At 60.5% G+C, this 7,330-nt stretch carries 4 protein-coding genes and 2 rRNA genes (1 of these 6 cut by a window edge); all 6 read left to right on the top strand.

The genetic code is table 11. From position 1 onward, the window contains the following. A 23S ribosomal RNA gene (locus tag IB225_RS14690) occupies positions 1–2,201 on the top strand; it begins 678 nt to the left of the window's first position. A 126-nt stretch (positions 2,202–2,327) separates the two neighbouring features. Then, positions 2,328–2,442, top strand: a 5S ribosomal RNA gene (gene rrf / locus IB225_RS14685). A 110-nt stretch (positions 2,443–2,552) separates the two neighbouring features. Continuing rightward, on the top strand, positions 2,553–3,764 hold the full coding sequence (locus IB225_RS14680; protein WP_225583896.1) for a dipeptidase: 1,212 nt from the start codon (positions 2,553–2,555) through the stop codon (positions 3,762–3,764). Positions 3,765–3,833: 69 nt separating this feature from the next. Continuing rightward, the gene (locus IB225_RS14675; RefSeq protein WP_192312012.1) at positions 3,834–4,676 is read left to right on the top strand and encodes a metal-dependent hydrolase; all 843 of its coding nucleotides are present in this window, start codon (positions 3,834–3,836) and stop codon (positions 4,674–4,676) included. 179 nt (positions 4,677–4,855) lie between these two features. Next, positions 4,856–5,734: an RNA polymerase sigma factor RpoH gene (gene rpoH / locus IB225_RS14670; RefSeq protein ID WP_192312011.1), complete on the top strand. Its 879-nt coding sequence runs from the start codon at positions 4,856–4,858 to the stop codon at positions 5,732–5,734. A 134-nt stretch (positions 5,735–5,868) separates the two neighbouring features. Beyond that, the gene (locus IB225_RS14665) at positions 5,869–7,299 is read left to right on the top strand and encodes a hypothetical protein (RefSeq protein WP_192312010.1); all 1,431 of its coding nucleotides are present in this window, start codon (positions 5,869–5,871) and stop codon (positions 7,297–7,299) included. Positions 7,300–7,330 lie beyond the last annotated feature (31 nt).

Raw genomic sequence — 7,330 nt, 5'->3', positions numbered from 1 at the left:
CCAGGGTGAAGGTGCCGTAACAGGTACTGGAGGCCCGAACCCACTCCCGTTGCAAAGGTAGGGGATGAGGTGTGATTAGGAGTGAAAAGCTAATCGAACCCGGAGATAGCTGGTTCTCCTCGAAAGCTATTTAGGTAGCGCCTCGTATGAATCTTCTTGGGGGTAGAGCACTGTTATGGCTAGCGGGACATCGCGTCTTAGCAAACCATGGCAAACTCCGAATACCAAGACAGAATGTACGGGAGACACACGGCGGGTGCTAACGTCCGTCGTGAAAAGGGAAACAACCCAGACCCACAGCTAAGGTCCCAAATTTCGTGCTAAGTGGAAAACGATGTGGAAAGGCACAGACAGCCAGGAGGTTGGCTTAGAAGCAGCCACCCTTTAAAGAAAGCGTAATAGCTCACTGGTCGAGTCGGTCTGCGCGGAAGATTTAACGGGGCTAAGCACGAAACCGAAGCTTGGGGTGCATAACTTTGTTATGCGCGGTAGAGGAGCGTTCCGTAAGCCTGCGAAGGTGGCTTGAGAAGGCTGCTGGAGGTATCGGAAGTGCGAATGCTGACATGAGTAACGATAATGCGGGTGAAAAGCCCGCACGCCGAAAGCCCAAGGTTTCCTTGCGCAACGTTAATCGACGCAGGGTTAGTCGGTCCCTAAGGCGAGGGCGAAAGCCGTAGTCGATGGGAAGCAGGTTAATATTCCTGCACCTCGCGTGAGTGCGATGGAGGGACGGAGAAGGTTAGGTGTACCGGGCGTTGGTTGTCCCGGGGAAAGGCGGTAGGTTTGGATCTTTGGCAAATCCGGGATCCTTTAAGACCGAGCACCGAGACGAGTCCTTTAGGACGAAGTCACTGATACCACGCTTCCAGGAAAAGCTCCTAAGCTTCAGCTCACGCAGACCGTACCGTAAACCGACACAGGTGGGTAGGATGAGAATTCTCAGGCGCTTGAGAGAACTCGGGTGAAGGAACTAGGCAACATGGCACCGTAACTTCGGGAGAAGGTGCACCCTCTTTGGTGGCCCATGCGGGCTATAGCTGAGGGGGGTCGCAGAAACCAGGCCGCTGCGACTGTTTATCAAAAACACAGCACTCTGCAAACACGAAAGTGGACGTATAGGGTGTGACGCCTGCCCGGTGCTGGAAGGTTAATTGATGGGGTCAGCCGCAAGGCGAAGCTCTTGATCGAAGCCCCAGTAAACGGCGGCCGTAACTATAACGGTCCTAAGGTAGCGAAATTCCTTGTCGGGTAAGTTCCGACCTGCACGAATGGCGTAACGACAGCGGCGCTGTCTCCACCCGAGACTCAGTGAAATTGAAATCGCTGTGAAGATGCAGCGTTCCCGTGGCAAGACGGAAAGACCCCGTGAACCTTTACTATAGCTTTACATTGAACGTTGAGTTCGTCTGTGTAGGATAGGTGGGAGGCTATGAAACCGAGGCGCTAGCTTCGGTGGAGCCAACCTTGAAATACCACCCTGATGTGCTTGACGTTCTAACCTAGGTCCGTAATCCGGATCGGGGACCATGTATGGTGGGTAGTTTGACTGGGGCGGTCTCCTCCCAAAGAGTAACGGAGGAGCTCGAAGGTACGCTCAGCGCGGTCGGACATCGCGCACTGTGTGCAAAGGCATAAGCGTGCTTGACTGCGAGATCGACGGATCAAGCAGGTACGAAAGTAGGACTTAGTGATCCGGTGGTTCTGTATGGAAGGGCCATCGCTCAACGGATAAAAGGTACTCCGGGGATAACAGGCTGATACCGCCCAAGAGTTCATATCGACGGCGGTGTTTGGCACCTCGATGTCGGCTCATCACATCCTGGGGCTGTAGTCGGTCCCAAGGGTATGGCTGTTCGCCATTTAAAGTGGTACGCGAGCTGGGTTCAGAACGTCGTGAGACAGTTCGGTCCCTATCTGCCATGGGCGTTGGAGATTTGAGAGGGGCTGCTCCTAGTACGAGAGGACCGGAGTGGACGAACCTCTGGTGTTCCGGTTGTCACGCCAGTGGCATTGCCGGGTAGCTATGTTCGGAAGCGATAACCGCTGAAAGCATCTAAGCGGGAAGCGCGCCTCAAGATGAGATCTCCCGGGGCACAAGCCCCCTAAAGGAACCATCAAGACTAGGTGGTTGATAGGTCAGGTGTGTAAGTGGGGCAACCCATTGAGCTAACTGATACTAATGATCCGTGCGGCTTGACCATATAACCTCAAGTGGCCTTGGACTCGACGATATCGTCAGAGAAAATCCAATGCCCGCTACGTCACAAGACCCTATGAGAGATTGGCGCCTTAATCCGTTCCTTGGATGGCGACGCTCCAACCCTCTCCCTGGTGAAATTAGCGCTGTGGTCCCACCCGTTCCCATCCCGAACACGGAAGTGAAACGCAGCCGCGCCGATGGTAGTGTGGCTTAAGCCATGCAAGAGTAGGTCATCGCCAGGGGCTTTACCCCAAAACCCCCAACCGCAAGGTTGGGGGTTTTTTCTTGTGTAACTTTCGCCAACAATCGGCCTTCATCTCACCGAGGGGGCGGATGCATGAGGGTGTGCCGATTGGCTCTGGCCAGTGCGCTGGCGATGATCTGCAGTGACGGCGTGGCAGCGAAAGAGGCTACTGCTGACGCGCGACGCATTCATGAGGAGGCGATGGTCCTCGATACCCACCTGGATACGCCGGCGAACTTTCGCCGCCCGGGCTGGAGCATCGCCGACAACCACGAGCACGAAGGTGACCTGTCGCAGGTCGACTTGCCCCGCATGAAGGCGGGCGGACTGGATGGCGGCTTCTGGGTCATCTATACGGCACAGGGTGCGCGCGACGACGCAGGCAAGCGTGCGGCGCGCGACCATGGGCTAGACCGCCTGGTGAGCATCCATAAAATGCTCGCGGCGAATGCCGATGAGATGGAACTGGCGCTTACCGCTGACGATGCAGAACGCATCGCGAGTGCGGGCAAACGCGTCTCCTTCATCAGTATGGAAAATGCGGCCCCGCTCGCCAGCGATCCCACCCTGCTGACGGCATACCACAGGCTCGGCCTGCGAATGATGGGCGTCACGCATGTACGCAACAATGATTTTGGCGACTCATCCACCGACCCTGCGGGGCCGGAATGGAAGGGGTTGAGCCCTGCCGGTCGTGCATTGGTGGAGCAGGCGAACCGGCTCGGGATCGTGCTCGATGCATCGCATGCCAGTGACGCGGTCTTCGACCAACTGCTGGCCTTGTCGAAGGCGCCGATCGTGCTTTCCCACACGAGTGCCGATGCCATCTATGACCATCCGCGGAACATTGACGACGCCCGCCTTCGCCAGCTTGCTGCGAAAGGTGGCGTCATCCATGTGAATGCGTTTGGCGGTTATCTGGTCAACATCACGAAGATCCCGGAGCGGGAAGCCGCCATGGATGCGCTTGCTGAAAAGTACGGCCCGGAAAGCCAGCTCCCGGTAGCGCGTGTGCCCGCCTATCTCGCGGAACGTCGCGTGATCGAGGAGCGCTTCCCAATGAAGCGGGCGACGTTCGACGACTACATGAGGCACCTGCTTCACATCCTGAAGGTCGCAGGTGTGGATCATGTGGGTATCGGTGCGGACTGGGATGGCGGTGGTGGTGTGGCCGGCATGGAAGACGTCAGCGCACTGCCGCGGATCACCGAGGCGCTGCTGACGGCGGGCTATACCGAGCAGGAAGTACGCAAGATCTGGAGCGGCAATCTGCTGCGGGTCATCAGGGAGGCACAGGCAGTCGCGTCAGCCCGACGCTGACTGCGATCCTGCAGCCCTTGCGCGCTGCAGGGAATCCCATTCCTACGGATGTCTCAGGAGGGAGGCGCCATGGAAGAGTCGATCACGGCCCGACGATTCACCGCGTCGCTGGCGCACGACATCCCGAAGCATTGGCTGCCGGGCAACGAGGTGGTGTCGTCGTTGCTCAATGCTTACACCATTCTGGTGCCCGCCAACGAGGCGTTCTACATCCGCACGCTCAATGCCTGCCTACCGAGGATGGGGGATGAAGCATTGCGTGCCCGCTGCCAGGCCTTCATCCGGCAGGAGGCGCAGCACGGCGTAGCGCACAAGCGCTACTGGGAGAATCTTGACGCGCAGGGCTACGCCTATCGGGGTTTCGAACGTGCGGTGGACCGGGGCATCTTTCGCGTCATGGATCGTGTCGCGCCTTTATGGCTGCGAGTGTCGCTAGTGAGTTGCGTCGAACACATCAACGCCTTCCTTGGATACGAGTTCCTGAGGCAGTCCATCCTCGAAGGCGCCGATCCACACATGCGCGACCTGATGGAATGGCATTTCGCTGAAGAAATCGAACACCGGGCGGTGGCCTTCGATCTGCTGCAGGCGGTCTCGCCGCGCTATTCGGTGCGCGTGCTGGGGGCGGTCATGACCACCACCCTCTTCTATCTGTTGTTGAGCGGCATGGCGGCATGGCTGCTTGCCCAGGACAGGCTGCTTTGGCGGAAAGCAACATGGCGACAAGTGAGTCATCACTTCGGTAGCGGACACGGCATGGGTCGAAGGACGCTTGAACACCTACGGAACTACCTGCGGCCCAGCTTCCATCCCGGCCATTTGCCTGGAGGCGACACATTGGCAGCAGACGTGCTGGAAAGGCAGTCTGGACGGCAGCCCCCTTCCGTTGTGCCGATGGCCGCGCGAACCTGAACGGAAACCCGCATTCTCTCTGCTGCGCGGGTGGGTGAGCGGGGCTCGGCGACTAAGTGGCTGATTTGAAAGCGCTCCTGAGGCCATGCGTCGCAACCCGCGGTGTTGCGTCACTGGAACGATATGGAACTTCCGGCACGGTTAGCAGTCGAACCCCCCGACTGCTAACATCCCTGCCCATGAGCCAGAACACTCCCACTACCGCCCTGGTTACCAACAACCTGCCGATTCCCAGCGCCCTGGGTTCGCTCGACGCTTACATCAGCGCCGTGCACCAGATCCCGGTGCTGACGGTAGAGGACGAGCGTGCGCTCGCCAACCGCTACCGTGAGGAAGAAGACCTCGACGCCGCGCGCGAGCTGGTGCATTCGCACCTGCGTTTCGTCGTGCATGTGGCGCGCGGCTATAACGGTTATGGCCTGCCACTGGGTGACCTGATCCAGGAAGGCAACATCGGCCTGATGAAGGCGGTGAAGCGTTTCGACCCCGACATGGGTGTGCGCTTGGTGAGTTTCGCCGTGCACTGGATCCGTGCCGAGATGCACGAGTTCATCCTGAAGAACTGGCGCATCGTGAAGGTCGCCACGACCAAGGCGCAGCGCAAGCTGTTCTTCAACCTGCGCAAGTCGAAGACGCGCCTGGGCTGGATGAATGCCGAGGAAGTCAGTGCCATCGCCAAGGACCTCAACGTGTCCGAACGCGAGGTCATGGAGATGGAGGCGCGCCTGTCCGGTCGCGACATCGGTTTCGATGCGCCGTCGGACGAAGACGAAGAACACGCACCGCCGTCGCCGGCCAGCTACCTGGTCGCGCGCGATGAAGATCCGTCGCAGGCGTATGAGCGCATGGACAGCGAGGACAACCAGCTCGAGCTGCTGCGCGAAGGCATGGCGAACCTGGATGACCGTTCGCGCGACATCATCAAGCGTCGCTGGCTGGATGGCGAAAGCAAGGTCACGCTGCAGGAACTGGCCGACGAGTACGGCATTTCCGCCGAGCGCGTCCGCCAGGTCGAAGCCAACGCGCTGAAGAAGATGAAGGCGCTGTTCGCCGCCTGATCCGACGGGTTGTCTGCGTCGATATCGAAGAGGCCCCATTGGGGCCTCTTCTCTTTGTGGCGTGTCTGTCCACGGATGTGGTCCACTACGCCGCGATCCGCCACGGGCGGCATGACAACCAGAAGGAGCAGGGCATGGGGTGGAACAACGCGCGACGGGGGATGGTCGCCTGGATGCTGGTGGCGGTCTGTGGCCTCGTTGCCGCTTCCGGCGTGGCGTCGGCGTCGGCGGCCGATGACGGCAACACCAAGTCGACCGAAGGACAGGGCGGTGTCCGCTTCAGCATCGATCGCGAGGAATACGATGCGCAGGCGCGTGCCGCCATGCAGGTCGATCCCGTTGTGGCTGCGCACCTCGGCGCGATCCGCACTGTCGCGCTCGACGACGCGGCGAGCATGGACGAACCCGGCCCGGACGTCCTGGTGTTCGATGTCGAAGGCAGCCGCGGCAAGGGCCGCGTCACCGCGCGCTTCATCACCGTCAGCGCTTCGAAGGAAGCCCTCGGTCCCGGCGTGCTGGTGATGGCCGACGGTACCGAACATGCGATCGAGGGCGACGCCGATGTGCTGGCGGCGGAGGACGACAACCACGCACACGACCACGCGCATGACGAAGACATCGAAGCCGGTGCTGGCCTCTTCATCCGCCAGGCCCAGGAAGCCGCGCAGCGTTATCCGTTGATCCGGGAGCATATCGGCGAGATCTCGACGTTCGAGATCGACACCGATGCCACCGGCGCCGCGCCGGGCATGAACACCTTCGTGTTCAATGTGGCCGGTGACAAGGGACGCGGTCGCCTCGAAGCCGATTTCATCACCGTCAGTGCCGATACCGAACGTCTGGGCAAGGGCGTGCTGACGCTTGCCAGTGGACGCAAGCTCTCGTTCGATGGCGAGCCGCCGGGCGAGGACGAGCCCGCGGAGGGCATCGATGCCAGCGACGTGCTTGCGGGCGACAATATCTTCACGCGCCAGGCCCGCGTGGCCGTACAGCGCTATCCGCTGGTGCAGCAGCACATCGGCACGCTGAGTGCCTTCGACATGGACTTCATGGCGACCGGCGAAGCCGAGGGTGCGGACGAGTTCGTTTTCACGCTGGTGGGTGACAAGGGACGCGGGCGCATCCTGGCCGAGTTCATCACGGTCGACGCGGATACCGAGCGGCTGGGCAAGGGCGTGCTGACGCTCGCCGATGGCCGCGAGATCACGTTCGAGGGTGAGCCGCCTATGGAAGGCGAACTCGCCCCGCCGCGGATCGACACCGATCGCGGCGAAGTCCCCGAGACCTTCGCGCGGCAGGACGGCATTTTCGTGCTGCAGGCCAATGCCGCGATGCAGGCGCATCCCGTCGTTCTCAAGCATATCGGCGATATCCGCGAGGCTGCGTTCGATCGCGACGCCTCGTGGGCCGCGGAAGGCGAGCGCTACGTGTTCGACCTGAAGGGCAGCAAGGGAGCGGGTCGTCTCGAGGCCGAATTCATCACCGTCGATGCCGACAGCGAGCGTATCGGTGAAGGCGAACTGGTGATGGCCAACGGCAACCGCTACCCGCTGGGCGGGAAGTAAGCCGCACAAGATCCGGATAGCGCCGCCTGTC

Source organism: Pseudoxanthomonas sp. PXM02 (assembly GCF_014851805.1).
Lineage (GTDB): Bacteria > Pseudomonadota > Gammaproteobacteria > Xanthomonadales > Xanthomonadaceae > Pseudoxanthomonas_A.
This window is presented reverse-complemented; position numbering and strand designations above follow the sequence as displayed.